This window comes from Undibacterium sp. Di24W (assembly GCF_049340325.1).
GTDB lineage: Bacteria > Pseudomonadota > Gammaproteobacteria > Burkholderiales > Burkholderiaceae_D > Undibacterium.
The window spans coordinates 329950-356479 of sequence record NZ_JBMPOP010000002.1; the positions used below are offsets into that span (position 1 = coordinate 329950).

General features: G+C 43.9%; 25 protein-coding genes. 6 read left to right on the forward strand and 19 right to left on the reverse strand.

Annotation, left to right across the window (positions count from 1 at the left end):
• Nucleotides 1-41: 41 nt before the first annotated feature.
• The 7 genes from ACO0KZ_RS04930 to ACO0KZ_RS04960 form a co-directional block, all read right to left on the reverse strand.
• On the reverse strand, nt 42-1220 hold the full coding sequence (locus tag ACO0KZ_RS04930; RefSeq protein WP_422993343.1) for an acetyl-CoA C-acetyltransferase: 1179 nt from the start codon (nt 1218-1220) through the stop codon (nt 42-44).
• Between the two features lie 275 nt (nt 1221-1495).
• On the reverse strand, nt 1496-2062 hold the full coding sequence (locus ACO0KZ_RS04935; protein ID WP_422993345.1) for a phasin family protein: 567 nt from the start codon (nt 2060-2062) through the stop codon (nt 1496-1498).
• 194 nt (nt 2063-2256) lie between these two features.
• Entirely contained in the window at nt 2257-2754 is a 498-nt protein-coding gene (locus ACO0KZ_RS04940; protein WP_422993347.1) for a methylated-DNA--[protein]-cysteine S-methyltransferase, read from the reverse strand.
• 68 nt (nt 2755-2822) lie between these two features.
• Nucleotides 2823-4298: an AlkA N-terminal domain-containing protein gene (locus ACO0KZ_RS04945; RefSeq protein WP_422993349.1), complete on the reverse strand. Its 1476-nt coding sequence runs from the start codon at nt 4296-4298 to the stop codon at nt 2823-2825.
• A 223-nt stretch (nt 4299-4521) separates the two neighbouring features.
• Nucleotides 4522-6114 (reverse strand): ammonium transporter, encoded by a 1593-nt coding sequence (locus ACO0KZ_RS04950; RefSeq protein ID WP_422993351.1) that lies wholly within the window; start codon nt 6112-6114, stop codon nt 4522-4524.
• Nucleotides 6115-6177: 63 nt separating this feature from the next.
• On the reverse strand, nt 6178-6516 hold the full coding sequence (locus ACO0KZ_RS04955) for a P-II family nitrogen regulator (RefSeq protein WP_314862757.1): 339 nt from the start codon (nt 6514-6516) through the stop codon (nt 6178-6180).
• A gap of 70 nt (nt 6517-6586) precedes the next feature.
• Nucleotides 6587-7345, reverse strand: coding sequence for a TorF family putative porin (locus ACO0KZ_RS04960; protein WP_422993354.1), 759 nt, complete (start codon nt 7343-7345; stop codon nt 6587-6589).
• A 459-nt stretch (nt 7346-7804) separates the two neighbouring features.
• Between ACO0KZ_RS04960 and ACO0KZ_RS04965 the strand changes: the two genes are divergently transcribed.
• The 3 genes from ACO0KZ_RS04965 (at nt 7805) to ACO0KZ_RS04975 (ending at nt 11622) form a co-directional block, all read left to right on the forward strand.
• The gene (locus ACO0KZ_RS04965; RefSeq protein ID WP_422993356.1) at nt 7805-8047 is read left to right on the forward strand and encodes an accessory factor UbiK family protein; all 243 of its coding nucleotides are present in this window, start codon (nt 7805-7807) and stop codon (nt 8045-8047) included.
• 23 nt (nt 8048-8070) lie between these two features.
• Nucleotides 8071-9597 (forward strand): YifB family Mg chelatase-like AAA ATPase, encoded by a 1527-nt coding sequence (locus ACO0KZ_RS04970; RefSeq protein WP_422993358.1) that lies wholly within the window; start codon nt 8071-8073, stop codon nt 9595-9597.
• 366 nt (nt 9598-9963) lie between these two features.
• Nucleotides 9964-11622, forward strand: coding sequence for a methyl-accepting chemotaxis protein (locus ACO0KZ_RS04975; RefSeq protein ID WP_422993360.1), 1659 nt, complete (start codon nt 9964-9966; stop codon nt 11620-11622).
• 75 nt (nt 11623-11697) lie between these two features.
• On the opposite strand, the gene ACO0KZ_RS04980 is transcribed toward ACO0KZ_RS04975, so the two are convergent.
• The 10 genes from ACO0KZ_RS04980 to ACO0KZ_RS05025 all read right to left on the reverse strand — a co-directional run bounded on the left by ACO0KZ_RS04980 (nt 11698) and on the right by ACO0KZ_RS05025 (nt 21386).
• The gene (locus ACO0KZ_RS04980) at nt 11698-12888 is read right to left on the reverse strand and encodes a M20 aminoacylase family protein (RefSeq protein WP_422993362.1); all 1191 of its coding nucleotides are present in this window, start codon (nt 12886-12888) and stop codon (nt 11698-11700) included.
• A 498-nt stretch (nt 12889-13386) separates the two neighbouring features.
• On the reverse strand, nt 13387-13644 hold the full coding sequence (locus ACO0KZ_RS04985; protein WP_314858522.1) for a BTH_I0359 family protein: 258 nt from the start codon (nt 13642-13644) through the stop codon (nt 13387-13389).
• A 176-nt stretch (nt 13645-13820) separates the two neighbouring features.
• Complete coding sequence (locus ACO0KZ_RS04990) at nt 13821-14228, reverse strand: GTPase (RefSeq protein ID WP_422993364.1); 408 nt, start codon at nt 14226-14228, stop codon at nt 13821-13823.
• Nucleotides 14191-14913, reverse strand: a complete 723-nt coding sequence (locus tag ACO0KZ_RS04995) for a response regulator (RefSeq protein WP_422993366.1) — start codon at nt 14911-14913, stop codon at nt 14191-14193. The genes ACO0KZ_RS04990 and ACO0KZ_RS04995 overlap by 38 nt, the downstream gene beginning before the upstream one ends.
• A gap of 99 nt (nt 14914-15012) precedes the next feature.
• Entirely contained in the window at nt 15013-17325 is a 2313-nt protein-coding gene (locus ACO0KZ_RS05000; protein ID WP_422993893.1) for a sensor histidine kinase, read from the reverse strand.
• A gap of 41 nt (nt 17326-17366) precedes the next feature.
• Nucleotides 17367-17891 (reverse strand): DUF4390 domain-containing protein, encoded by a 525-nt coding sequence (locus ACO0KZ_RS05005; RefSeq protein WP_422993368.1) that lies wholly within the window; start codon nt 17889-17891, stop codon nt 17367-17369.
• A gap of 169 nt (nt 17892-18060) precedes the next feature.
• Nucleotides 18061-19506 (reverse strand): 16S rRNA (cytosine(967)-C(5))-methyltransferase RsmB, encoded by a 1446-nt coding sequence (rsmB, locus tag ACO0KZ_RS05010; protein ID WP_422993370.1) that lies wholly within the window; start codon nt 19504-19506, stop codon nt 18061-18063.
• Nucleotides 19507-19542: 36 nt separating this feature from the next.
• Nucleotides 19543-20418: a lysophospholipase gene (locus ACO0KZ_RS05015; protein ID WP_422993372.1), complete on the reverse strand. Its 876-nt coding sequence runs from the start codon at nt 20416-20418 to the stop codon at nt 19543-19545.
• 49 nt (nt 20419-20467) lie between these two features.
• Nucleotides 20468-20809: a DUF1840 domain-containing protein gene (locus ACO0KZ_RS05020; RefSeq protein WP_422993374.1), complete on the reverse strand. Its 342-nt coding sequence runs from the start codon at nt 20807-20809 to the stop codon at nt 20468-20470.
• Between the two features lie 40 nt (nt 20810-20849).
• Nucleotides 20850-21386 carry a hypothetical protein gene (locus ACO0KZ_RS05025; protein ID WP_422993376.1) on the reverse strand — a complete coding sequence of 179 codons (537 nt, stop codon included), beginning with the start codon at nt 21384-21386 and terminating at the stop codon, nt 20850-20852.
• A gap of 339 nt (nt 21387-21725) precedes the next feature.
• Here ACO0KZ_RS05025 and ACO0KZ_RS05030 point away from each other — a divergent pair, with 339 nt between their 5' ends.
• From ACO0KZ_RS05030 to ACO0KZ_RS05040, 3 genes are read left to right on the forward strand one after another with little or no spacing between them, the layout of a single operon-like run.
• On the forward strand, nt 21726-22097 hold the full coding sequence (locus ACO0KZ_RS05030) for a hypothetical protein (RefSeq protein WP_422993378.1): 372 nt from the start codon (nt 21726-21728) through the stop codon (nt 22095-22097).
• 1 nt (nt 22098) lies between these two features.
• Nucleotides 22099-22971: a sensor histidine kinase gene (locus ACO0KZ_RS05035; RefSeq protein WP_422993380.1), complete on the forward strand. Its 873-nt coding sequence runs from the start codon at nt 22099-22101 to the stop codon at nt 22969-22971.
• A 55-nt stretch (nt 22972-23026) separates the two neighbouring features.
• Nucleotides 23027-23863 carry a LytR/AlgR family response regulator transcription factor gene (locus tag ACO0KZ_RS05040; protein WP_422993382.1) on the forward strand — a complete coding sequence of 279 codons (837 nt, stop codon included), beginning with the start codon at nt 23027-23029 and terminating at the stop codon, nt 23861-23863.
• A 298-nt stretch (nt 23864-24161) separates the two neighbouring features.
• On the opposite strand, the gene ACO0KZ_RS05045 is transcribed toward ACO0KZ_RS05040, so the two are convergent.
• Together ACO0KZ_RS05045 and ACO0KZ_RS05050 are read right to left on the reverse strand one after the other, a co-directional pair.
• A complete protein-coding gene (locus ACO0KZ_RS05045; RefSeq protein ID WP_422993384.1) occupies nt 24162-24941 on the reverse strand; it encodes a 5'-methylthioadenosine/adenosylhomocysteine nucleosidase in 780 nt (259 codons plus the stop codon).
• A gap of 268 nt (nt 24942-25209) precedes the next feature.
• Nucleotides 25210-26454 (reverse strand): DUF3419 family protein, encoded by a 1245-nt coding sequence (locus ACO0KZ_RS05050; protein ID WP_422993386.1) that lies wholly within the window; start codon nt 26452-26454, stop codon nt 25210-25212.
• Nucleotides 26455-26530 lie beyond the last annotated feature (76 nt).

The window sequence follows — 26530 nt, forward strand, 5'->3', positions numbered from 1 at the left end:
GCATCATCTCTGATTCACGGGCTTTTTCGAAGCATTAAGGTCTATTCGCGTTCTATCGCCAACGCCACGCCCATACCGCCACCGATACACAAACTTGCTAAACCTTTCTTAGCATCACGGCGTATCATTTCATGAATCAAGCTCACCAAAATACGGCAACCAGAAGCGCCGATAGGATGACCGATGGCAATTGCGCCGCCGTTGACATTAATCTTGCTGGTATCCCAGCCCATTTCACGATTCACACCGATGGCTTGCGCAGCGAAAGCTTCATTGATCTCCATCAGATCGACTTCTTCATGTGTCCAACCCGCTTTTTTCAAGCACAACTGAGCGGCGGGTACCGGGCCCAAACCCATAACGGTTGGATCAATACCAGCAGAGGAATAAGCCTTAATTTTTGCCAACACTGGCAGACCTAATTCAGCCGCTTTTTTCGCTGACATCATAATCACTGCTGCAGCACCGTCGTTTAAACCGGAAGCATTGCCTGCGGTCACCGTACCTGCTTTATCGAAAGCAGGGCGTAAGGCGGAGAGTGAATCTAAAGTGCAGCCATGCTTAATGAATTCGTCAGTATCAAACACGGTCGTACCTTTTTTGCTGACGATTTCGTAAGGAATAATTTCATCGACAAATTTGCCGGCTTTTTGAGCAGCTTCGGCTTTATTTTGCGAAGCTAATGCGAACTCATCTTGTTCTTCACGCGTGATGCCATGTTTCTTTGCGACGTTCTCTGCCGTAATACCCATGTGATATTGGTTATACACATCCCACAAACCATCGACGATCATTGTGTCGACTAATTTTGCATCGCCCATACGGAAACCATCACGTGAACCGTTCAATACATGCGGTGATGCGCTCATGTTTTCCTGGCCACCAGCGATCACAATTTCTGCATCACCGGCCATAATCGCTTGTGCAGCCAAATGCGTCGCTTTCAGACCGCTGCCACATACTTTATTAATGGTCATTGCGGGTACTGTGTTTGGCAAACCTGAGCGGATAACCGCTTGTCGCGCTGCATTTTGACCAACGCCTGCAGTCAAAACTTGTCCCAGAATGACTTCACTGACTGCAGCACCACTTAGACCGGTTTTTGTTATCAAGGCTTTAATCACATGTGCGCCCAAATCGGTTGCCGCTACTTTTGCTAAAGAACCACCAAATTTACCAACCGCGGTACGTCCAGCGGCGACGATTACGACTTCTTGCATGTAAAACTCCCTCAAGGTTTGTGTCAAGCTTACGGTTAATTCGTTAGATTACACCAGACTATGCTGCTTGGCGTGGAATCGACTCTGAAATATTATTGCTTTGTGTCAGGCTCAACCTATCTCGCCTAAGCGTTAATCGAAAAAAAAGCCTCCCTTACGGGAAGCTTTTTTCTGAGACCAGTTTCACTCAAAACAAATTTAATTGTTTTTGTACACGAAACTTGCGGCTTCGTAGTCGTTTAGCGCTTGGCTTGGCCAAGGGCTGATCGGCTAAATTACTTCTTTTTTGCAGTTGTCGTTGCTTTTTCTGCAGCTTGTGTGAATTGCTTAGTTGCATTCGCCAAGTTGTCTTCCAAAGTTGCAACAGCTTGCTTGGTTGTTTTAGACAATTGCTCGTAACCTGCGTTGATGTTACCAACTACAGATTTCAATGCAGTCACAGCTTGCTCGGAACCAGCTGGTGCATTTTTTGTGACTTCGTCGATCAAAGAAACTACTTTTGCATTTGTTTCAGCGATATGAGATTCCACTGCTTTTGTGAATTCTTGTTGTGTTGCTGAAGTGATAGTTGCCAAATGACGGCCATATGCCAATGCTTTTTCTGCATTTGGTTTAGCTTGAGCAGATGCCAAAGCGATCAATTCTTGTGCGTCTTTTGCATTCAACAATTGTTGAGTTGCTGCAGTACCTTCTTCGAAAGTCGCTTTAGCAGCATTCACGTTCAAAGATACGAACTGTTCCAAACCTTCAAATGCTTTTTGGTTCAATGCTGTGATTGCTGCAAATTGTGCTTCCAAGTTAGTCTTAGTAGCAGCGATAAATTGTTCTGGTGTTGTGTACATGGAATTCTCCGGTAAGTTGACGATGTAGTTTGAATCAAAAATGGCAGTGACTCCAAAAACACTTAACATGGTGCACCGCAACAATTCGCATTCTACTGACTATTTTTTAAGCGTCAAGCTTTTTTTGTGCATTGCATCAAAAAAACTTTAAAGCTTGCTTTTTTGCTTTCTTTACGTCAATTTTTCCTTGTATTTCAAGCATTTAACTTGGCCTGCTGCAATCTTTCAAAGTCAAGTAAGTAGCGCTTATTCTCCAAGCCACCAGCATAGCCTTGTAACTCACCATTGGCGGCAATCACTCTATGACAGGGAACAATTATCGAAAGGGGATTACGGCCATTGGCAGCGCCCAGCGCACGAATGGCTTTAGGACGGGCGATCTTTTGTGCAAGTGCAGAATAACTGCAGGTCTCGCCATAAGGAATAGTTTGCAATGCTCGCCAGACTTCTTGTTGAAAATTCGTACCGTGGGCACAGTCAAGTGGCACATCAAAATCCCTGCGTTTTCCCGCAAAATATTCCTGTAATTGCTCCGCTGCCCTCAGCAACACCGCTTCTTGCGGTGCATGCTGCCATGCAGGATCCCATTCCAAATGTTTATGCGCGGGGAAATAGACACCAACTAAACCTATGGGACTAGCGAGCAGACGCAAATCACCTACGGGGGAAGAGAAAATCAAATATTTTTTCATCGTGTTTTAGAGCTACATTAAGAACCGTCAATAATACTAAGCAAAAGAATAGAGGCTTAAGGAAGGAATTACTCTTTCGCAGCCAACGATTCCCACAACAACAATGCCGCATAACTGCGCCAAGGTGACCAAGCCAAGGATCGCTGTTCTAGGGTACGAGCACTGCAACGCGTCTCATGTAAGTCAGTCGCTGCTTTTTGCAAACCCAAATCACCAGAAGGGAAAGCATTCGGAAAGCGCAATGCTCGCATTGCTATGTATTGTGCAGTCCAATCGCCGATACCTGGCAAAGCCACCAAACGCTTTATCACTTGCTCCAGACTAATTCCGGGTGTTTGCTCCAAGCCACCCGCCGCACTAAAGGCAGCAAAAGACTGTATGGTTGCAGCGCGTGTCTTTGGTATCCCTATACTGGCGATCGTTTCTATATCTAGCGCGGCTAGCCGATCTGGAGAAGGAAAATGATGACTTACCTCAGGCCAAGGAGTCTGAACTGGCTCGCCAAATCTTTGCACTAATCGCCCGGCTACGGTCGTTGCACCAGCCACGCTAACTTGCTGACCAAGAATCGCTCGTATTGCCAATTCAAATGGTGCAAAACTTCCAGGGACACGCAAGCCCGGAGTGCGCTGCAATTGTGCTGCCAACAAAGGATCCGTTTGCAAGTGATTTGCGATTAAAACAGGATTGGCTTCCACATCAAATTGCTGGCGTATTCTTGCCAGCAAAGGCATTAGCACCGTACTTAAAGTAGGCGCAACATGCAGCACCAATTGATGCTTGTCTGGTGCATTTTGAATACGAATCCAACCGCTTTTTCCTTCTAGTTGTATGCTACGCTGATAACTGGCGTTTGTGCTATCCACATGTTCAAGTGCGGACATGGCACGTCCACGCAAATAATTCAACAGGGCATCCCAAGCATAAGGTGGCCGGTACGCCAAACGTAAAGAAATACCCGACTCAGCTTGCGAATGCGAACGACGAATTGATGCCGGCGTCATTTTATAGCGTGCTTCAAACAAAGCATTAAATCGACGCACACTTCCAAAACCCGCTGCAAAAGCGAGCTCGGTCATACCCAAATTTGTTTCTTGCAATAATTTTTTGGCGAATAACAGGCGCTGCGTTTGAGCCAACTCAATTGGACTGACACCAAACTCCTGCAGTATCACCCTACGTAATTGACGCGAGGATAGACCTACCGTCAGCGCCAGTTGTTCAACGCCATGCTCATTCATCTCGCCAGCAGCTATTTTTTGCCAAATCGCATGTGCTAGGTTTTGTTGCAGGTCGTAGGGCGCCAACTCGGGACGACAACGCAGACAAGGGCGAAAACCTGCCGCCTCAGCAGCCGCTTGTGAGCCAAAAAAAACACAAGAACTAGCGCGCGGTGTTTTAACCCGACAAATAGGGCGACAATAAATGCCTGTAGTCGTGATGCCCGCAAAAAAAACGCCATCAAAACGCGCATCTTTTGCCGCAAGTGCCCGATAGAAGTCGGGAGAGGAAGAATCCGGTAGTTCAATTGTTTTGCTTGTCATAGTGCTGCGTCTGTATGTATCGCCGTTAAAGGACATCAGGTGACGTTATACGTGAAAGCAGACCAGGCTTCTAGCCATTTTCGGACAAGTATTTTTTTATCCAGATTGTCGATAAAAAAAACGCCTCTCAAGTAACTGAGAGGCGTGAAAGTCCCACCAAGAAATCATTACATTGTTTTTTTTGATCTATGCCATCCGACCAAGTCGTCAGGCATTCATTTCATTAAGAATGATAAGCTGATTCACCATGACTAGTGATATCCAAGCCTTCGCGCTCTTCATCTTCTGGAACACGCAATCCGATCACGATATCAACCAACTTATAGGCAATAATCGACACCACACCGGACCACAAGATCGTTACACCCACTGCAGTTGCTTGAGTTGTTACTTGCGCGACGATAGAGTAAGGATCCGCGGATAACTTGTTGGTGACATAATCGAAGATACCAACGCCACCCAAAGCGGGTGAAGCAAATACACCGGTCAGCAATGCACCCAAAATACCACCTACGCCATGCACGCCAAAGACGTCGAGTGAATCATCTGCGCCAATCAAGCGTTTCAGACCGTTCACACCCCACAGGCAGACGATACCCGCTAATAAGCCAATAGCTAAGGCGCCAGATGGACCAACATAACCGCATGCTGGAGTGATCGCCACCAAACCTGCTACTGCACCGGAAGCGCCGCCCAACATGGATGGCTTGCCTTTCGTAATCCACTCACCGAAAACCCAAGAAAGGGTTGCTGCTGCCGTCGCCAACAAAGTGTTGATGAAAGCTAAAGCTGCAGTGTCGTTCGCTTCATAAGCAGAACCAGCATTGAAACCAAACCAGCCCACCCACAAGAGAGACGCGCCTATCATGGTCATCGTCAATGAATGCGGTGCCATCGCTTCTTTACCGTAACCAACGCGTTTACCAATCATAAAAGCACCCACCAAGCCTGCCACCGCTGCATTGATATGCACCACAGTACCCCCAGCGAAATCAAGTGCACCCATTTGGAACAGGAAACCGGCTTTGGCTGTTTCAGTGGCCAAACTTGCCGCGTCGGTAATTGCATCAGGACCTGTCCAGAACCAAACCATATGCGCGATCGGCAAGTAGCTAAAAGTGAACCAGATGACGATGAAAGCCAACACCGCTTTGAACTTGGCACGTTCTGCAAATGCACCAATAATGAGACCGCAAGTAATCGCAGCAAAAGTCGCTTGGAAAGCAGCAAACACAAACTCAGGGATTACCACGCCTTTGCTGAAGGTCGCAGCGGTCGTAAAGCTAGCCTTTATTGGATCAAAAATACCCCCTAGCAGAACGCGATCAAATTTCCCGATGAAACGACCACCCTCGGTGAAGGCTAAGGAATATCCATAAACACACCATAGGACAATGATCACTGCGAAGATCATAAAGACTTGCAGCAAAATCGATAACATGTTTTTGGAACGAACTAGACCGCCGTAAAACAATGCCAGTCCAGGAATGGCCATCATGATTACTAACAGCGTCGCTACTAACATCCATGCTGTATCACCCTTATTCGGTGTAGGCGCAGGTGCTGCGGTTGCGGGAACTGCGTCTGGGGCAACTGCGGCAGGAGCAGAAGCCATAGTGGCACTGGCGGTTGGTGCACTAGCCGCTTCGCCAGCTGTTGGAACTGAGGCTAAGGAAGCAGCTGCAGAAGCTGATGCACTCACAGCAGTAACTGCACTAGCTGGCGCTGCGGTTTGCTCTTCGGCAAAGGCTAAACTGCTTTGCCCTATCGCTAGCGCACACGCGGTCGCTGCGAGTATTTTAAATAGTTTATTCATGTTAGGTCTCGTTGGCTCGATGTTGTCGAATTTAGTCAAATATGAGGCTTCGTATATGCGTTATTACAGCGCTTCATTTCCTGTTTCGCCGGTACGAATACGTACCACCTGCTCTAGCGAGTAGACGAAAATCTTACCGTCACCAATTTTTCCGGTACGGGCAGCATTTTCGATCGCTTCTAAAGCGCGCTCAACGATATTGTCTTCAACCGCCGCTTCGATTTTGGTCTTAGGCAGAAAATCGACAACATATTCGGCGCCACGGTACAACTCGGTATGGCCTTTTTGACGGCCAAAGCCTTTGACTTCAGTAACAGTAATTCCTTGCACGCCGATTTCTGAAAGCGCCTCGCGTACTTCATCCAACTTAAAGGGTTTAATAATGGCAGTAATCAGTTTCATGATGGTCTCAATGATGTATTGAACAAAACATCTGTTGGTTTGATTTGGGCATTAATTCAATGTGGCAGAATTAAAATGTTTTTACGGCAGACAGTACCAAGCTGGTTTTGCCAGTAAATTTGCCTGCAGGTGTGTAATACAGCTTTTCGTCAGCGCTGGTACCGATGACTGCTAAGCTGAAATTCACGCCAACCAATTCTTTGCTGACGCCCACTTTCCAATCGTTGTACGAGGAAGCAGTATTATTTTTAACGGTTTGACGACCATAGTGCAGATTCAAGGTGTAGCCCTCGCTCATCTCAAGATTGGCACCCAAATCTAAATAGCCACTATTTTTACTTTTTACAAAGCCGAATAAATTCGTTACCGAATGCGAGTACTTTGCATAAAAAGGTCCACTACCAATTTGGCCGTAGATTTCTGTCGTGTTCGCATCGACAAAACCTGCCACTTTTTTCAAACCATTACTCGGATAAACATAGGACAAGACACCGACGTCATAAGTAACATCTGACGTGATTTCACCGCGTTTTCCTGCGTACAGATCCATCTCGACTTCGCCACTGCCACCCGCATCCTTAGTCCACTTAATCGTTGATAACCAGGTGCCCGCATACAAGCCGTTCGTGTTGTTGACATAATCGGCACCACCTTGCAGTGCTGGTTTCAAACGCGATTGAGAAATACCACGATAGCGATAATCGCTAACGCCACCTAGATTGAAACTTACCTCATGTTCTGGCTTGGCTTCTTGTGCCATGGCGCGTTCACTGACGAAACTGCTGGCAATAACACTCGTTACTACGGCACACATTAAAATCGTTTTCATGTTGTATCCCCATTGGTAGAAGTTTGATTTAGACTGCTTTACTTGAACTAGATAAATGCATGGCTGTTCCGCACATAATTAAAATCAGCATTTTTATAAAAGGTACTAGCAGAACTCGTGCCAGCTTTGTTGCAACGCGCAATATAGCCTGTTGATTAGCAGGCTTGTTAGAACAGTGGTATGGTGAGCTGGCTGGTATACCTCCTATGAAAGTACTTGCAGCTTAGGTTTCTCCGCATGAACGACATCATAAAATTTTCAAAAAAAGTACACATATTATTTTCATTTATGTTAATTTTATGTCTATCGTCGTAAAAATTGCACCGAAATGGCGCATTCTTTATTTTCGTGGACTTTATAATGCACCGCGAGGGCGCTTTTGAACTAGATGTGAGATATTTGTCCGCACTTTTTTGCAACAAAGCGCTTCAACAATTATTTTTTAGATCAGGAAAAACCATGGAACCGAATCAATTTTTTAACGATATGCAAAATAAAGTACAGCAAGTGCTCGATAGTTCTCCCGCCAAAGATATCGAAAAAAATGTTAAAGCAATCATGAGTCAAGGTTTTGCCAAACTCGATTTGGTGACCCGCGAAGAATTTGATATTCAAACACAGGTATTGGCAAAAACACGCGCCAAACTAGAAGCGCTGGAAGTACGTATTGCTGAATTGGAAACTCAATTAGGTAAGCCGTAATCATTCAAATCTGGGCCTACGATATGGCATTGGCAGTTTTAAAAAGTCGCGCCTTAAATGGCATGGAAGCACCCGAAGTCACAGTAGAAGTCCACCTAGCTAACGGCTTACCAGCATTCGCCATCGTTGGTTTGCCCGAAACTGAAGTAAAAGAGTCCAAAGACCGGGTTCGCGCTGCACTTCAAAATGCCAGGTTTGATTTTCCAGCGCAAAAAATCACTGTTAATCTGGCACCCGCCGATTTGCCTAAAGAATCTGGTCGCTTCGATTTACCCATTGCTTTAGGCATACTCGCCGCCTCAGGACAGATTCCTGCTGATACACTCGATCAGTATGAATTCGCCGGAGAACTATCGCTATCGGGCGAATTAAGACCCATACGCGGCGCCCTGGCAATGACTTATGCGATTTGCAGAAGTACCAATAATTCATCAAACAATGCACGGGCATTTATGTTGCCAAAAGCCAATGCCAATGAGGCGGCCTTGGTCAGCGATGCCCGGATTTATCCGGCCGAATCATTGTTACAGGTGTGCGCCCACTTCGCTGGTGTCGATCCAGAATCAAAGATCAGTACCCATCGTAGTCAGATTCAAAGCGAAGCACCGCGCTATCCAGACTTCAGCGACGTAAAGGGGCAACTGCAAGTTAAACGTGCTCTGGAAGTTGCTGCAGCCGGTAACCACAGCGTGTTACTTATGGGGCCTCCTGGAACTGGAAAATCCATGTTGGCAAGCCGCTTTCCTGGAATCTTGCCTGGCATGACGGAGCAGCAAGCATTAGAATCCGCCGCAGTACAATCACTCAGTAGTGGCTTTTCTTTGAGTAGATGGAAGCAGCGTCCGTACCGGTCGCCGCACCATACTGCTTCCGCGGTCGCACTGGTCGGTGGTGGCAGTACGCCACGCCCCGGCGAAATTTCACTGGCACATCATGGCGTGTTGTTTCTCGATGAATTACCGGAGTTCGATCGTAAGGTCTTGGAGGTATTGCGTGAACCTTTGGAATCTGGCCATATCCATATTTCACGGGCGGCAAAACAAGCCGACTTTCCAGCTCGTTTTCAATTAATCTCCGCCATGAATCCCTGCCCCTGTGGCTATCTGGGTCACTTCAATAACAAATGCCGCTGCACGCCCGATGCAGTGAGCCGTTATCAGGGCAAAATTTCCGGCCCTTTGCTAGATCGCATCGATATGCAGATCCAAGTTCCAGCCTTGCCGCACGCAGATCTATTACGCCAAAGTGACGGTGAGACAAGTCAAGCGATCCAAGAGCGAGTAGAGCGCGCGTTCGAGCGGCAAATCGCTCGGCAAAACAAAGCGAATAATCTACTTAGTACCAAAGAAATCGATCAACTTTGTGAAACCGATGCCGCAGCCGGGCAATTGTTACGCAATGCCATGCTCAAACTGAACTGGTCTGCACGTGCTTACCACCGGGTCCTGAAAGTGGCGCGCACGATCGCCGATTTGGCGAATACAAACGAAATTCAACAGAACCATGTGGCAGAAGCGATACAGTATCGCCGAGCGTTGCGTGAACCTTAATTTACAGCAATAAGACTTTCGCAATTTTCAAAAGTTTGGCTTACACTATTACTCAGCAGTAAGTGCATTGCATTATTTGTGTCCGCCAATCGCATCTTGTTTCAAAGATCGGCGATACATCGCTAATGCTGAATATCTGTTGTTTTGAGCTTAGATTTAGTGCCTAGTTTTAACAAGCTGTTAAAACGCAAAAGAACGGATTTGTTGAATTCGTCCATCAAACCAAAGTACTATAATTGATAATTGAAGTGTGGCTGCGATGCAGTTCATATGATGTTTCAAAGTAATTGTGACCACGTGTAGGGCTAAGGCTGGTAGACAACTCTGTCTCCCGCAATTTTTTACAACATAAGTCGAGGTTTTTTGATGAGCATCAAACGCAGAATTTGGGCATTGCCCATCATCGCCACTGTCATTTTTGGTGTTGGTATCGCCGCTAGTGTCTATTTTTCTACTACTGCGATGAAATCGATCAAGACAACAGAAGACATTGATTATCCAGTCTTAGACCGATCCAAGAATATTCAGGCCGATGTACAAGGTATTGTCGACGCCTTAAAACAGGCGGTAGGCGAAGACGATAAAAAAGGCATAGAGGCTGTCAATGAGCGTGCCAAGAAAGTCCGCGAGAAATTCAAAAGCTTAAGCAGCGTACCAGGTCAACAGGCCTTAGGCGATAGGCTCGCTAAGGAATTTGATGCCTACTTTAGTCCCGCCATAAGTGTTGCAAAAATTATGCTAGGTGTAGAGCAGGGCGATCCGCAAACGGCGATTGGGCAAATGCAGACATCCTTAAAAGTACTTGAAGATGATTTAAAAAAGACAGTCGAATCAGCGCAAAAGCAATTCTCAACGGGCGTAGATAATTCTAGCGACAACGTGCGCCGCGTCTTATGGACGGTCATTGCAGCGGGTTTGATCGTGATGCTAGTGTTGGTTGTCGTGTCCTACTTTATTATTCGCACAATCTGGCAACAACTGGGTGGTGAGCCTGAGTATGCACAAGAAATAGCATCGGCTGTGGCATCTGGCAATTTGACTATGCAAATTGAAGTTGAGAGTGGCGACACGACCAGCTTGTTAGCAGCATTAAGTGAAATGCAGACACGGCTGCAAAACATGGTCTCGGAAATTAAAACTTCGGCTGAGACTATCAAAGTTGCAAGTGCTGAAATCGCCAGTGGCAATTCTGATTTGTCCTCACGCACTGAATCACAAGCGAGCAGCCTAGAAGAAACCTCCAGCTCGATGGAAACAATGACGGAGACAGTCAAACAAAATGCCGACAACGCCCGTCAAGCCAACAAGATGGTCGAAACCGCGTCTGAAGTCGCGGTAAAAGGTGGTGAGGTGGTCAGTCAAGTCGTTACTACTATGGATGACATCAATCAATCTTCTAAGAAGATTGTCGACATCATTAGCGTAATTGATGGCATCGCATTTCAAACCAATATTTTGGCGCTCAATGCTGCGGTTGAGGCAGCACGCGCCGGTGAACAAGGACGCGGTTTTGCCGTGGTTGCTTCGGAAGTTCGCAGCTTGGCGCAACGCAGTGCGGCGGCGGCCAAAGAGATTAAGACCTTGATTGGTGATTCTGTTGATAAAGTACGTACGGGTTCTGTCCTAGTTGATCAAGCGGGACAAACTATGGGTGAAATCGTGGCATCAGTGCGCAGGGTCAGCGACATCATGGCTGAGATCACTGCAGCTAGCCAAGAACAAAGTACCGGCATCCAAGAAATTGGCTCTGCAATCAATCAGATGGATGAAATGACCCAACAAAATGCGGCTTTGGTTGAAGAAGCGGCAGCGGCTGCGGAATCTCTAGAGGAACAGGCTGATTTGCTCACCAAAGCATTAGACGTATTCAAATTAAGTAGCGTCAACGGCAAATCTAACGTCGTCAGGGCTGGTGCTGTTACGCGGCCTATGACTGGAGGTGGGCGCCCTGTACAAGCCAGAATTACAGCCAGTCCCGCTGGCGCAAAGAAAGAATCGGCCGATAACGACTGGGATGAGTTTTAAATAAAACACATTCTTTGTAGCACAAAGCAAAAATCCCACATTCGCATGTGGGATTTTTTTATGTCAGATAGAAGATCAAACTGGTAAATACGCCTCTACCAATCGCACCCAATAACTAGCGCCAATTGGCAATAAATCGTCATTAAAATCATAACTAGGGTTATGTAAATTGCAGGGCCCTAAACCATGCCCCGAATTGCGATGCGCGCCTTCGCCGTTACCGATAAATACATAGCATCCGGGTTTTTGCTGCAGCATAAAGGCAAAATCTTCGGCCCCCATGGTCGGCTCCACTCGCTGATCAAGCTTTTCGGATCCAACCAAGTCGCATAATACTTGAGTCACGAATTGGGTTTCTTTTTCGTGATTGATCAAAGGGGGATAATTGCGTTTAAAAATGAAATCGACTTCAGCATCAAAGGCCGCCGCGGTCGATCGTGCGATTTTCTCCATTCGACTTTCGATTAAATCTAATACCTCGGTACTAAAAGTACGAACCGTGCCAATTAAACTAGCATCATCGGGAATTACGTTGGTTGCACTGCCAGAATGAATTTGCGTCAATGACAGCACTGCCGGCTCTAATGGATTAACATTACGACTGACGATGGTTTGCCAGCTTTGTGCAATCTGCACCGCAATCATCACGGGATCTATCCCTTTTTGCGGCTGCGCCGCATGAGCACCTTTTCCGCGTACCGTCACGTGAAATTCATTCGATGAGGCCATCATGCCACCGGAACGCACTCCAAAAGTACCCGTCTCCATGCCAGGCCAATTGTGCATACCGAACACCGCATCCATAGGACAACGCTCAAATAGACCTTCTTCTATCATTCGTCGGGCGCCACCGCCGCCTTCTTCGGCGGGCTGAAAAATAAGATAGACAGTGCCATCAAAATCTTGATGTTGCGAGAGATAACGAGCTGCGCCTAATAACATGGCGGTATGCCCATCGTGACCACAGGCATGCATTTTTCCTGTGTGCTGCGAGGTATGTGCAAATTGATTCAGTTCTTGCATGGGCAGAGCATCCATGTCGGCACGCAGACCTAGGGCTCGGGAACTCGTCCCACGTTTAATAATGCCAACGACTCCAGTATCGGCCAATCCACGTAACATGGGGATGCCCCATTCTTCCAGCTTCGCTGAAACGACAGCAGCGGTTCTATGCTCTTCAAAGCATAATTCAGGATGGGCATGGATATCACGGCGTATAGCTTGAATTTCTTGCTGAAATTCACGAATAGGATCGACCAGTTTCATACTGTCCTCAGACTGCAATTATCAGTCTGGCAGTGTAAATCATTTTTTTTGGTTTCGGTTCTAGTCATGTAGCTGAAAAGAACAATTTGCCCGTGTTATTGAGATACTAATTCGAACAAATTTTGCAGGCTTGGGAAGCTGCATCTAGATCTAAGCAAAACTAGATATATTCTTTGTTTATGTCTGGTATACAAAAAAGCAAGAAGACTTATTTGCTGCACTGCGATAAAGTAACACCTGTCTCCTCCAACACCTTCATAGGTTTGGACTTAGCCCGCAGCGAATAGCTAGCGGGTTTTTTTTGTCTATTTTTTCTGTAGACAAACAACTTTATCCAAAAAATGGTTAATTTAGAAGAAAAAGACTGAAAATAATTGATGTAGAGCGATGAAGATCAAAAAAGAAAAGAGTGCGATGTTTATGCGTAGTCGCACTATACATCTACACTCCGATTTTAAACAATAAAATAGCAAGCAATTAAATTACTTTAAAGCATGTTCAGTGCAGCAATACTGACTGCCCCATAAAAGAATCAAATTTTGCTAAGAATTCGTCTATCTCTTCAATACTGGGTTCATTTGAAATCAATTCTTTAACGTCTTGCCGAAAAGTCTCCGCCTGTATCCCGCCAATAAAGCATTCACGGCAAACCGATTTGTCAGTAATTTCATAGCCTCCAAAACGTAAAGCTTCATGATCTGTCTGGGCACCGAATTCAACCACACTATATTGGTCGCTGTTATAGATGATGTTCATTTGCTCTTCCTTTCTCAGGGGAGTCTCATATGAGAGGCCTTCATTCAAAAACAAGCAGGGTGCTTGGTTTGAAAAGAGAAAAACCGTTCTCTCATGAAGAGTTACGGCAGAGCAAGGTATGAACTTTAGGGCGGAACCTGTTAACGTTTAAATTAAGGCTCATAATTTAATGAGCCTTAGAGCACCATTACCTTTTTACATTGAAGAATCTGATCATATGGCGATAGTAACAATGCCTGCTGCAACTGAGCTAAATGCTGGGTGTCATTAATCGCAATATATAAATTCTTTAAATTTTGTCGAAGTAAGCGATTTAGCGTGACACGCATAGCGAGTTGACCTATGCAGCATAAACAACCAGGAGCAATGCGTTCTATGATGAGCTGGTCCAGGCTCTCAAGGAGCAGTATGCCAGTCGGCAAGCCTTCTAATAAGACTCCTGTTTTTTCATTTAAAGGGGGAGAGGCGATGGCGGCAGCAATCCAGGCTTCACGTACCTGATAATTGCTGCCCGCCACCAGAACCAGCGCAATAGGTGCAATCGGCTTACTCGCCGCGCTTACCATACTTAACTGATTCGACACCTAATTGCTTAAGTTTGCGATACAAATGAGTACGCTCTAAGCCTGTTTTTTCCGCAACGCGCGTCATGCTGCCACCTTCGCGATGCAGATGATATTCAAAATAAATTCTCTCGAAGGCATCACGCGCTTCACGTAAAGGCAAATCAAAAGAAAGATTATTGAATGAATGCTGATTGTTTTGAACCAGATGATTTCCCATCGCGAAATCACGAGTTTCATAAGTCACAGGCGCTGCCGTGAACGAAGCCACACTACTTACCTGTGCATTCGCATCCAAGCTACTCATACGAGTAACAGGCGCAACTGGACGTGGTGCTTCGACATTACGGGTCAAACCTTGTTGAACCGCTTTTAAAAGCTTTTGCAAAGCGATAGGCTTTTCCAAGAAGTTCAAAGCGCCAATACGGGTAGCCTCCACTGCCGTATCTATCGTTGCATGACCCGACATCATGATGACTGGCATCGTCAATAAACCATCGCGCTGCCATTCTTTCAATAAGGTCACACCATCGGTATCAGGCATCCAGATATCGAGTAAAACTAAATCCGGCCGTGATTGCGCCCGCGCCTCCCGCGCTTGCTGTGCATTTTCTGCTAATTGAACGACGTGTCCCTCATCGCCCAAAATTTCCGAGAGTAACTCTCGAATTCCCATTTCGTCGTCGACGACCAATATGTTTGCCATAAATGTACCCTAAAACCTACTACGCTAATTACACGACACTGTGCTTCTCTCTGGAAGCCTGCAGCATACACAGCACTTGAGATAAACCCCGAATGATACTCAGGTATTTGACTCCGGTGCTAACTTTAACAGCAAAATCGAAACTTTGGCACCGTTTGCATCGCTACGGTTTTGAATATCGACCTTGCCCCCATGTTCATCTACAATTTTTTTCACCATCGCCAAACCTAAACCTGTACCTCTTGGTTTAGAGGTTGCATACGGCTCAAAAGCGCGAGCCAATATTTTATTTGAAAAACCGGGTCCGTTATCAACTACCGACAAACGAACGGCAACTCTTTCAGTCTTATCCGCACTGGTGTAATGCACGATTTCAGCTGCCACATCGATTCTTGGAACTTGTCCCATTTTCGCATTTTCACTGACGGCATCCTGTGCATTTTGCAGTAAATTGTGAATCACCTGACGGATCTGAGTTGCATCGCCCATAATCAGCGGCAAACCCGGTTCGATGTGCAAATGAATAATATCGCGCCCATCGCCCGACAAATACAAATGCAGGACATCATCAATCAAAGCCGACAAATTAATCTTAGACAAAACCGCTTGCGGAATTTTGGCATAGTCTCGGAAATCATCCACCATACGTTTCATCGAAGTGACCTGATTAACGATCGTGGTGGTGCTTTTATTCAAAAACAAAGCGTCAGTTTCGTTCAACTTGTCGACCAACTTCATTTGCAAACGTTCGGCCGACAATTGAATAGGCGTGAGCGGGTTTTTGATTTCATGCGCCAGACGACGTGCAACTTCACCCCAAGCGATGGAGCGCTGTGCAGAAATAATATTGGTAATATCATCGAACACAATAACGTAGCCCAGACCGGAAGCGACAGGCAAATGTGAACCACGCGCTAACAAAGTCACGCCCTTATCTTCGTCTCCTGCTTGCATGGTCGAAACAGCTTCAGGCACCTCACTAAATGCGGAACTTGGCAATTCAATTTGCTGTTGCCAATGCTCTTGCTCAGTTCCACCTGCCGACTGCGCATGTTGTTCAGAAAAAGCTTTATCGATAGCGTCAGCAAATACTTGTAAGCCAGGTATATCGCTCAAAGGTTTTCCAGTTTCGCTATCTAATTGACGGCGCAAAATGCGCTCTACGGAATGGTTGCAGGTGACTAGACAACCAAATTGATCCAAGACCATAACCCCAGCAGACATACTTGCTAACACCGATTCCAGATAGGCCTTTGCATTTTCCAATTCGTTGCGATTTTTTTCTACCGCGGAACGGGCATCAAATAATTGCCGCGTCATGGTGTTAAATGATTGCGTCAAGCTACCTAGCTCATCAGAAGTAGTCGTAATCGGGCGTGGTGAGAGATTACCTTCAGCCACCGCTTTGGTGCCTTCTGCCAATAGCAATAAAGGCCTAGCCAGTTCACTAGAGATAAAAAATGCCGCTGTAATCGCCGCGAAAATCGCAAACAATAGCAATAAGGTCAAACTGACCAGATACATATCCTTCAGGCCTTCGCGGCTTCTGGATCGCTCACGATGCTCTGAAATCGCCGTGGTAAATACTTTAGCCTGCGTGTCCAATAATTCCGGAATCGGTTGAATCAATTGCAGATAGCTAGATTCATGTTGGAAGCGGGCATTCATACCGCTTAACTGTAAAGGAATAATAACGCGTAAAAATTCTTTATCACCGAGATCACCGCCGCTATTCTGATGCGCATCAGTATATAAATTGCGTGTCGCATCTTCACCAATGTGGTCAAGATGCGTACTAATTTTTGCGTACTTGCCTTCTATTCTGACCATCTGAATGATGCTGGCATTCGGTAATTCAGGCACTAGGATCGAAGGATTTTTGTTCGCGGTTGCGATCACTCGACCACGACCACTGATGATGGTCGCTTCTTCCACTTGCATTTGCTCCAACAGCCGAGAAAGCTTAATTGGTAAGGTTGATGAGTAAGGATTCTCACTTACATCGCTGAGTTGATTCACCATGCTCCTCGCTTTGGCCTCTAAATCTTTCAGCGTGTAATCTAAGGCCGTATGTCCTAAATCGACCCCGGAATTTAACAAGGGATCGAGTTTAACAATAAACCAGGAATCGATGGAGCGCGTGACGAACTGTACCGAAACGATATAAATCAAAGAACCCGGCAAGATACCTGCAAGCGCAAATAAGACCACCAATCTAGTCATAATACGCGAGCCAAATTCGCGCTTACGATAACGTCTTACTAGTTGCCACGATAATGTAATCACCATCGCCAATAAACCCAGAGCCACTACCGCATTGGCGATCAGTAGCAGCGGAAAGTTCGCATTGGTGTATTGAAAACGGCTGGAATTTTCGGTTGAAGTCATCAACGAAAACAATAAAACGCTCATTAGAACGCCGCCGACAACTAAACCTTTCCACAAAAACTTAATCACTTATCGTCTGCCTTAAACGTAAATCGTTTCCACTCGGAGGCTAGGCGCCAATCACTATTGCTAAACGAGGTAATTAACATGGGTCGGGAGAGTTGATTGCTATCGAGCTTTAAACGCACCGCAACGTTATAAGTTGCATTCGGATTCAATATATTCTTATCGGCGACCAACCAACGTCTGGGGTGCCAGACCAACGTCATGGCTTCTTCTAGAGTCGCAAAATTTTGTTTTAAACCCCCATTGACTGCTGCAGTATATTGACGGCGCCAGAGGTCATATTGAATTTTGACTGTTTGCGAAGAGCGTATGGTTTTTTCATCAAACCAATACCAGCGTGGGCGGTTAATCTCTACTTCTGCGGTAAACGATACCGGTATTCCTTCATTAATCGCCGTCTTTAAATCATTTCCAAGCTCAAATGAAAACGCTACTAAGACCCGATAGCCTTCATCACTAGTTTCAATTTTAGCAGTCGTCACCTCAACCCCAGAAGCATAAGCTTGGGCGCAAGAAAACATCATGGGCGCTAAACAGCTTAGCGCCCATGCAAGAAAAATTGATCGCGAGAATTGGATCAAATGGGTGAGCATATGAAAAACACTGGAATCCTAAAATAGCTAAAATTTTTAACAATAACTTTTGCACTAAATCTTACTGTATGTTTTTTGACATCATAACTTGAAACAAGTTTTAAACCGCCGGTTTTTGAAATAGCGCATAGAACAATCCATCGTGTTCGTTGTTGATTTCCGACGTAGGTAGTAACTGACCCGGCGCAGATAAGCGAATAGCACCATGTCGTTTTTCAAATGCGCTAGCTTGCGCTTCTGACTCAGAAGGCCAAATCGAACAGGTAACCAGCAATAATTTACCTTCTGGTTTTAACATACGCCATAAGTTGTCTAAAATACTCGCCGAGGTTTCTGCCAACTGTACTGCATCGTTTTTACGTCTGAGCCAACGAATATCGGGATGACGCCTTACCACACCAGAAGCGGTACACGGAACGTCTGCCAAAATACGATCAAATGATTGGCTGTCCCACCAATTAGAATATTTGGCATCACCACTTTTAATCGTTGCGAACAATTGCAAACGCGCTAGATTGTCATGAATACGTTCTACCCGTTTAGCATCAGCATCTAAAGCGAGCAAATCGATATTTGCGGCTTCTAACAAATGTCCAGTCTTACCACCTGGCGCAGCGCATGCATCCAATACGCGCATACCATCTTGTACGTCGAGCAAATCCGTTGCCAATTGCGCGGCTGCGTCTTGTACCGATACCATGCCTTGCTCAAAGCCTGGTATTAGTTGTACCTGCATAGCACGATCTAAGCGCACGGCAACGGGTCCGATTTGCTGTGCCTGAATATCATTCTTTGCTAACAGATCCAAATAATCGCCGACTGAAATTTGTCTTTGATTCACACGCAAAGTCATAGGTGGCGGTGTATCGCCCGCTTTCAGAATCGCTTGCCATTGTTCGGGATAAGCTGTTTTGCATTGATCCACCCACCATTGAGGATAATTCCACATAGCAGCAGGTTGTTTCATCACGAGTGCTAATAGTTCTAGCTTTTCTCTGAGAAAACGACGCAACACAGCATTGACCATGCCTTTGGCAAAAACCATTTGGGTGGAAGAGGCCGCTGCATTCACCGCCTGATCGACCACTACAAAATCATCGTAGGGCGCTTCTTCAGGATTTTCTGTCACCAACAAGGTCAATGCGCAACACAATAAGCTATAAAGCAAGGGCGGTTCGGGCAATTTACTAGTCATCGCTTTGATTAAAGCATCAACCCTACCAACTTGCCGCATTGTGCGGTACGCAATATCTTGAATCGCACCGCGAGCTTGTGGATTCAGTTCATTTTGTGCAAAAACCCTTGATAAAGCCTGGGGTAATGCCGTACCTTCCAAAACATAGGCAACCGCTTGTGCCGCACCGACTAGACTGAAGGCGAGCGAATCTGGTTTGATACTCAGCGTTGCTATCTCATTGATAACCGCTGGTAGAGGTGGCAATGACTTAGGTGTCGATGCTGATTTTGAGCCGGTACTGAACTTTGATTTGGGCTTAGTTTTGCTCAAAACAGGACGAGTTAATACTTTGCGGGTGGTTTCTGACATAAGGTTTTGACAAACGATGTTGGGTAAAAAGTAGGACTACGCGGCAAGCGCTTCAGGCATCAGATTTTTTTGTTCTAACCAAGTTCTGACATCATCAAAAGCTCGCAAAGCGTCTAATTCATTAAAAATTTCGTGATAAAAACCCGGATAAAAAATAGTACTAAGAAGTTTTGCATTTACACTACGTTCAATTTGTTGCACTAAGGCCTTCGCGCCTCGTGGGTTGACCACTAGATCGGCTTCTGCGACTAGCAATAACAATGGAATAGGTAATTCTTCAATATGTTTTTTCACATAACTCATCGAAGACAACATACTACCAAACAGACTGGCGCTGATACGTGAATGTACTAAGGTATCGTTTTGATAAGCGGCTACCACTTCGGAATCGTGTGATAAATACCGTCCGTTGGTACCATGTGCGACCCCTAAATGTGGAATAACAGCGCGACTAAGTTTAAACAAAATCTTCTGAAAAGTACTGGTCTTAACAGAAAAAGCCGGCGAAGATAAAATCAAAGCCTTAACTGGTGCCAAACCTTGCAGCACAAAATGCGTGGCAAATAAACCACCCATGCTATGAGCAAAAAGCATGGGCGCATCAGGCAATAATTTTAAGAAATCATTCAATACCGCTCGCGTATCACGCAATATCGCTTCGTTGTCAGGAACATCCCCACGTCTGCCACTAGATTGACCGTGACCTCGTTGGTCAAAACTTCTGACTCGATATCCTAAATTAAGAAAAAACCGAGCTATATGAATATAGCGTCCAGAATGTTCACCCAAACCATGCATAATCAAGATACCGGGTGCTGTCTCAGATTTTGCTGGCCAATCACGCACGAAGAGAGAAGTACCATCTGCTACTTCTAAAAAAAATTCTTCAGTATGTTCTACGTGTGCGCTCATGAATTTGTATGCCTCACTTATTTCTCACTTATTCTCATCTATCATTTACTTACACGCCCCACAGCACGTCTTTTTGTTTCTTGTTTGCGGCTCGTAACATATCTAAAAATGGAAACAAGCGCGCCGATAAAGTCACAACATCATTTTTTTTCTTCTTTTCTACACTATCTAAATCTTCATCAGCATCAATATCATTAACGCTTTCAAGCAGTTGCCTTTGTTTTTTATCTGCCTCAATTAAGGCTTCAATTTTTTGAATCGCCAATGCAGTCTCAGCAGCGGTAATTACACCACGTTCGACCTCTTTGCCTAACAATTCTAAAACGGCAGCAATATGCTCTTTATACATAATGATTTCTGCTGCAGCCGTTGATTTAAAGCTCACTAACATATTCTTCTCACCAATAATTTGTCTTAGTTTAATTTGGTTCTTAATTAAGCTTTAAAGAACCAAAAAACATATCAAGTACTTCAGGATCAAAAAATTTCTCTTCACCTATCATAACCGCTTGAATAATCCACGTTCCTTGAATAACAAAACGACCCACGAATTTAACTGCTTGCCCATTTTGAGTTTTACCTAATGCTGCAATAGTATTTTTTGGTAACTCAGGTATATTTTTTTCTAATAAGGTTCCCTGAATATTTTTTAGCATGCCTTGCTTCATTGCTTCTAAAGCTTGCTGTTGCTGCTGGCTCTTTTGTTCAAGACTTAAGCTTGCATCTGCCTGATCTAATTTTGCATAGGCTACTGCAAAACTAATCTGATTGACGTCCACCGCAGTCATTTGCAACTTAACTTTTATACCATTTAAATCCACATCTCTCGCGTGGCTGGCTGGCTTGCCCGGCATTAACACTGATATTGGTGCATCATTCATTCTGACTTCTCGCCAATCAAATTTCGGCGAGCAAGCTGAAAGTAAGAAAAAACAAAAAATCACTATAAAGGCGTGAACTTTAGACATGAAAAACGCTACTTTCGACATTAAATAATGATTTATAAAAATAAGATTGAGACTAGCTCTCATTGTAGGTGAAAGCGTCCTTAGATCGCAGTGAAATTTGCGACAACTGAACCTATTCTTCGTATTTAGCTCTCGATCTCTGTACTTTCTCGATTTTCTTTCGAACTAATTCCAATTTTCGTTCAAGTTTTTGTTTCCACTCATCGCTAAAAATTACCTTTGAGACCTCTCTTTCTGCTTTTAATCGCAGTCTGCTAGTGAGCGTTTTTTTACGGTGCTAAGGTGAAGTCATGGATGCAGGGTTCTGCATCAAACTAACCAAAAATAGGGAGAAATATCATGAACTTCGAAACACAACAAACTAGCAGCGAAAAAAATCAAAATACTAGAAACAATCCTGTTCTAGAGTTTATTTTGAATGTTACGGATGCTGGTAAATACATTTGGCAACACTATATGGAATGGATTATCGATGTCTCTTGGGGCAAGCTTTTCTTGGCGTGTTTATTAACTCTAATTATAGGTGGCATCTTATCCATTCACAGTTTGGCAAATTGGTTGGTTATAGGATCATTGTTATTGAAATGCTTTATCGGCAAAGAAGATCAAGATCAAGCTCAAGCAACACCAGCGCAAGCTAATACACAAAGCAATACGCAGAATGAGATTTCAGAAAAGGTAAAACCGGATGAAGTTCATCAGGAGAATTAACATGAAAGAAGATGAAAAAAATAAAGTACTCTCGTTCCTGCTGGATATAGCAGACACAACGAAAGTCTTTTGGTGGAAATTTTTTGACTGGCTAGCAGTTATTTCTTGGAGTTACTTAGTTTTTGTATCTCTAATAGCGATGATTATTGGTGGCATATTAGGTTTAGGTGCACTACTGCCATTGCTAGTATTTTCTTCGATTATGATTAAGAGCTTAGCGGGTGGTAAGCGTCGTGCAGAAATGGCTGCCAGCGATGCTGCTACCAGAGCCGATGTCGAAGCTTTGGAACGTCGTGTTTTGGAAGCGGAAATGGCAACGCTGCAGGCCCAAATTGAACCTCATTTTTTATTCAATACCTTGGCCTTAATTGGACAATTGATTGAAACCAATCCAGAGCAAGCTTCGACCGTTCACACGCATTTAATTAAATATTTACGTGCAGCATTGCCACAAATTCGTGAACAAGGCGGTGGAAAATTGGGACAGCAAATGGAATTGTCACGTGCCTATTTAAATATTATGCAAGCACGTATGCAAGAACGTTTGAGCTACAAGATTGAATGTCCTCGCGAATTGGAACATGCGCATTTCCCATCCATGATGATACAAACACTGGTCGAAAACTCGATTAAACATGGATTAGAACCTAAAACAGATGGCGGTCATATCAATATTGTCGCGCGTCAGGGTGAACATGAAATTCAAGTGGAAGTCAGTGATAACGGTATTGGTTTTGATATCCACGCCAACGATGGTATTGGCTTAAGCAATATTCGAGAACGGTTGAAAGTCTTGTACGGTATGAAGGCAAGTTTGGTCATCGAAACACCAGAAACAGGTGGCGCTAAATTGACCTTACATATTCCTGACTAATAAAAAAACAATAAAATTTAATATTGACGCCCACATTAGAAAACTATTCTGTCCTATGAAAACTACTACCGCCATGATCGTTGATGATGAAACACCAATGCGTGATCATCTCAGATCTAAATTAAAAAAAATATGGCCTGATTTGCAGATAGTTGCAGAAGCTGCTAATGGAATTGTGGCGATAGAAGAAGCCCAGTTACATGGCCCTGATATCATTTTTTTAGATATTCGTATGCCTGGTAAAAACGGTATTGAAGCAGCAACTCAGTTAGCAAAACAAGCCTTAATTATTTTTGTCACCGCTTATGACGAATATGCAATTGAAGCCTTTGAACGTGGAGCAATGGATTATCTATTAAAGCCAATTGATAACGATAGGTTGATACAAACCTGTCAGCGTTTGCAACAAAGAGTAGAAGAAAAACATGCTCATCAAAACATTGATACAAATAATCAAATGGAGTCTCAAATTGATTTGACGAAGATTCCTGAACAAACATCACAATCAAAACAAGTCGAACAATTATTGAACCAATTAATGCAACATCAACAGGGACAACAACGTGAATATTTACGTTGGATACAAGCCAGTGTTGGAACCACTTTACGTATGATCAGTACGAAAGAAATCTTATTTTTTAAATCGGATGAAAAATATACTTTAGTACAAACAGAACAAGCTGAATTTTTGATTCGTAAAACCTTAAAAGAATTAGAAGATGAATTAGATCCTAAAGAATTTTGGCGTATTCATCGATCAACTTTGGTTAGGGTTAGTGCAATTGCAGAAGTATCACGGGATTTTCGTGGTCGACAAATGTTGGGGTTAAAAGGAAGTTCCGAGAAACTCGAAGTGAGCCGCAATCATACCCATTTATTTCAACAAATGTGATTTATTTCAGCAGCTTTTTTTATGCGGGAAAAAATATCTTTTTTCTTTTAATTGAATAAGTTTATATATATGAATAGTAGTAGTTGTTAACGTTGTTTTATTTTGTGGATAAGCCTGTTTTACTTTTTAAAATCATGACTTTAGAAAAAATATAAGTAGGCGTAAAAATCTTGTATGAGAACTCAACAAATTTTGTATAAGTTTTTGTACTTGAATAAGTGAGCTACTTTTACACAAAATCTGCAAAGTTTACCCACAACTTTATCCACAAAAATATTTTTTGCTTTGTTGTTTCAATTTAGCTTTTTATTCGATTTTCAAAGTAATTCTTCAAAATTCCCAAGGAATATGGCGCAGCGACGTTTTTTACAAAACTCAAAAAATCGATATGTGCTGTTTCATTTGCACTATCAGAAATCGTTCTTATTATCACAAAAGCCAAGTCATGCTCTTCACAAACTTGAGCAATGGCGGCACCTTCCATCTCCACTGCCAACAAATCAGGCAAAGCTTGTTTTAACTGATTTAAGACAGAGCTGTCATGAATAAATTGATCACCGCTAGCAATTAGTCCGGTATGCAGCTTTACGTTTTGCAATTGAAATTCGTCTAATTGTGCAGAGGAAAAATGCTGCTTCATGCTTTGAATAAATCGTGTCGTTGCGTTTTGCACCTCGTTTAGTAAGTCTTTTTGAGCAAAAAAACGTGACTTACCAGTCAATGGAATTTCAAAACGTGGAAATAACGGAGAAGCATCTATATCGTGTTGTAACAGCTCTTTACCTATCACAATGTCTCCCACCTTTAGAACAGGGTCAGTGGAGCCAGCTACACCGCTTAAAATCAATTGATTCACTTGAAAATGATGAATTAAGAGGCTAGTTGTACTGGCTGCTGCAACTTTCCCTATTCCCGATAGCACCATGACGACTGGATGTCCCCATAGTTCACCTTGTATGAAATCGCGTTTGGCAATGTGATGAACTTTTTTGTTCTGAATAAAGCTTTGTAATCCTTCTTGTTCTTCACGCATGGCAAAGATTAGACCTGTGGTGTTGGGTTTGATTGAATTTGACATGGATTTTTAAGAGAAGAACAAAAAAGGAAAGCAGCTTTGTTTTGTATACATAAGGTATATATATACATAGTAGTAGTAGTTAACGCGGACGAATTTTGTGGATAAGCCGGTTTACCGGATTTAAATCAAGGATTTAGGCTAAGGATAAAGACTAGGACAATGCTTGTACAGAAAAAGAATAGATTCTGCATAAGATTTAGACTGTGGAAAGCTCAGGTGCTTTTGCACATAAGATCCTTGAGATATACAGAGACTTATCCACAGAAATTTATTGGTTTTTAATTATTTTTTCAAATACAAATAGAGAACCGTAGAGAGCACACCTGTCTCTATTCTGTAATTCTTGATTACGCGTAGCATTGGTTTGCCAAATGATGTCATCATCCGACTGAAAAACACTTTGCGGTATTGGTAATTGGGTTCCCAGGCTGCGTATTAAGACTTTTGCACCCGGAGCCGCACAGCGATTAATTTCTTGCCATAAGGTTTTGATTTCGTCTGGGTGTAAATAATCGAGATGATCCTGCAAGACAAAAGCATCAATTGATTGTTCACTCTGTTGTTGCAGAAAATCGATCAGACGGTGTTGATGCGGATGAACGCGATGGGCAAATTGGCGTAATTGCGGAAAAACGTCTTTTTGTAAATATAGGGGTAGGCTTTGCTGTTGTTGTATCTGGTAAGTTTGTCCTATGACTTGCTGGGCGAAATGGTTTTCTTGAATACTAAAATCACATAGCAAGCGACGTAATCTTTGTATCAAAATTTGTGATAACTCGTCTTGGTTGGCATTTTTGAGTCGGGTAATCTGATTTTGATTAAAGCCTAATCGGTTTAGCACGTAGCGACGTTGCATTAGGAATTGAAAATATTTGTTTTGTAGTGCAGGCAAAATGGCTTGTTCGAAAATAAGATTTTGTTGCGCCAAATCTTTCGCTTGATGAAGTTTGTCAAAACGGGCACCCAATTGAATCAATATAAATCGTAAAGCACGCAGACTGCTGTTGTAGTAACCATGTTCTTGTAAATTATCGCTAAACGCATAGTATCGAGGGCGGCCAAGCAGATTGCGTTTTTGCCAGTAGTGGCTGGCTTGATCGGATAAATTTGCGCGCAAATGACGTTGATATCGTTTCAAATTATCGCTTTGATGGGGCTGCGCTAAGAATTTGAGAACGGCGTCATAGTCAGGTAAATGAATCAAGGCTTTTGCTTTTATTTCTAGCAGCGCAAGTTGAGCAGCATTCTCGTCTATGCAGTGAATAGCAGCGGGTTTCGCACTCAGGTAAGCCAAAGCGTGGCAAGCACCGGCAGCGATGGTCACAATATTGGCAGCTGGTTTCAGATTAAGCGCGATTAAATCAATATGACTGTCAGCCCAAGTTTGTGATTGGATTAGCTTGTTTTGAGGTTTACGTTCAGTAAAGAATTTGCTGGCTGAAAAGGAATCAAGAATAGTAGCCTTAAAAGCGGTATCGCTAGATTTGCTATGAAAGAATGCTTTCGTATTCATGAAGTTCACCTGATAGTTTGCTAGAAGTAGAAGCACTCTAGGCCGATCAGGTGACAGGTTTATGACAAAAATACAG